Below are 1,701 nucleotides of genomic sequence, written 5' to 3' on the forward strand. Positions count from 1 at the left end.
CCACAGCACCTGACAGTCCGGCGGTCGACCGGTCCCCGCGGCCGCCAGCCCAGGGGTGCGACGCCCCACCATCACGACCCCCACCAGCGAGGATCTCCCAGCGGCGAACGGGGTGGCGGCGAGCCGGCGAAATCGTGTGGCCGTCGCCGCCCTCTCGTTCGTTGCGCCGCGCCGCCGGGGTCCCGGCCGAGCCGCGGGAGACCGGCGGAGGCGGGGAGCAGGGGGAGTGGCATGCGGATCGTCTGCGTCGGCGGTGGACCGGCCGGGTTCTACTTCGCGATCTCAACGAAGCTGCGTAATCCCGCCCACGACGTCACGGTGATCGAACGTGACCCGCCGGGAGCCACCTACGGCTGGGGGGTCGTCTACTGGGACAACCTGCTGGACGTCTTCTTCCGCAACGACCCGCCCAGCGCGCGCGACATCCGGGCACAGTCCACCCTCTGGCAGGAGCAGCGCATCAGCGTCGCGGGGGCGGGCACGGCCTACCTCGCCGGATACGGCTTCAGCATGCAGCGGGCGGCGCTGCTCGAGATCCTCGCGCGGCGCGCCCTCGAGCTCGGGGTCAGCGTGGAATACCGCCACGAGGTCGACGATCTGCGTCCGTATGCCGACGCCGACCTGATCGTGGCCGCCGACGGCGCGAACAGCCGGGTGCGCCAGGCGGCCGGTGACGCGTTCGGGACCAGGGCCACGACCGGTAGCAACCCCTACATCTGGTTGGGGACGGACCGGCTCCTCGACAGTTTCGCGTTTGCCTTCGAACGGACCCCGGCGGGTTGGATCTGGTGCCACGCCTACCCGTCCAGCGCGGGCCTGAGCACGTGCATCGTGGAAAGCACCCGGCGGACCTGGGAGGGGCTCGGCTTCGACGAGCGTGGTGACGTGGACACGCTGCGGGAGCTGGAGAAGATCTTCGCCGAGCCGTTGGGCGGCCATGCGCTCATCAGCCAGTGCCGCGGCACGACCGCGCGCTGGCAGCGTTTCACCGAGATCACCAACGAGCGCTGGTACCACGACAACGTCGTGCTGCTCGGCGACGCCGCCCACACGACCCACTTCACCCTGGGGTCCGGGACGGCGTTGGCGATCGTCGACGCGGTCATGCTCGCCCAGATCCTCCACGACAACGGCGACGATCTGACCGCCGCGCTGCGGTCGTTCGACGCCCGGGGCCGCAGGGCGCTGCACCCGGTGCAGGCGGCGGCGCGGACCAGCATGGCCTGGTTCGAGCAGACCGACTGTTACCTCGACCATGCCATCGACCATGCCATCGACCACGGCGTCGGCGTCGGTGGCGGTGGCGAACCGGGCGCGGTGTCGTTTGCCTACGCGATGGCGGGACGCCACGGCCCTCAGCCGCCGTGGCGCTACCAGGTGCACCGCGCCACCCAGGTCCCCGCCGTCCGCCGGGCGCTACGCGGTCTGCACGCGGGCGGCCGGTGGTGGTTGGCCCGCCACCGGGGCGAGTCGACACCGCCGCGAACCGAGCCTGTTCGCGCACTGGGGGCAGCCCGTCACGGCTACTGATCTTTCATGCGCGATGCCGGTCGATGGATCATGATGATGGCTCCACGGTCGATCCGGTGACAGCGACGTACCCCTCGGGCAGATCAGGATGGTGCCGGCCCGGCCCGCGGGCGGCCGTCGACCGGCACACCACCCTGCCCCCGACCCACCCCCGACCGGTGATCATGGTGT

At 71.4% G+C, this 1,701-nt stretch carries 1 protein-coding gene; it reads left to right on the forward strand.

Annotation, left to right across the window (positions count from 1 at the left end; translation table 11 throughout):
* The first annotated feature begins 231 nt into the window (after positions 1-231).
* The gene (locus NBZ85_RS30865; protein ID WP_261563395.1) at positions 232-1,530 is read left to right on the forward strand and encodes an FAD-dependent monooxygenase; all 1,299 of its coding nucleotides are present in this window, start codon (positions 232-234) and stop codon (positions 1,528-1,530) included.
* Positions 1,531-1,701 lie beyond the last annotated feature (171 nt).

The sequence above is a fragment of the Frankia tisae genome (assembly GCF_025403405.1).
Classification (GTDB): domain Bacteria; phylum Actinomycetota; class Actinomycetes; order Frankiales; family Frankiaceae; genus Frankia; species Frankia tisai.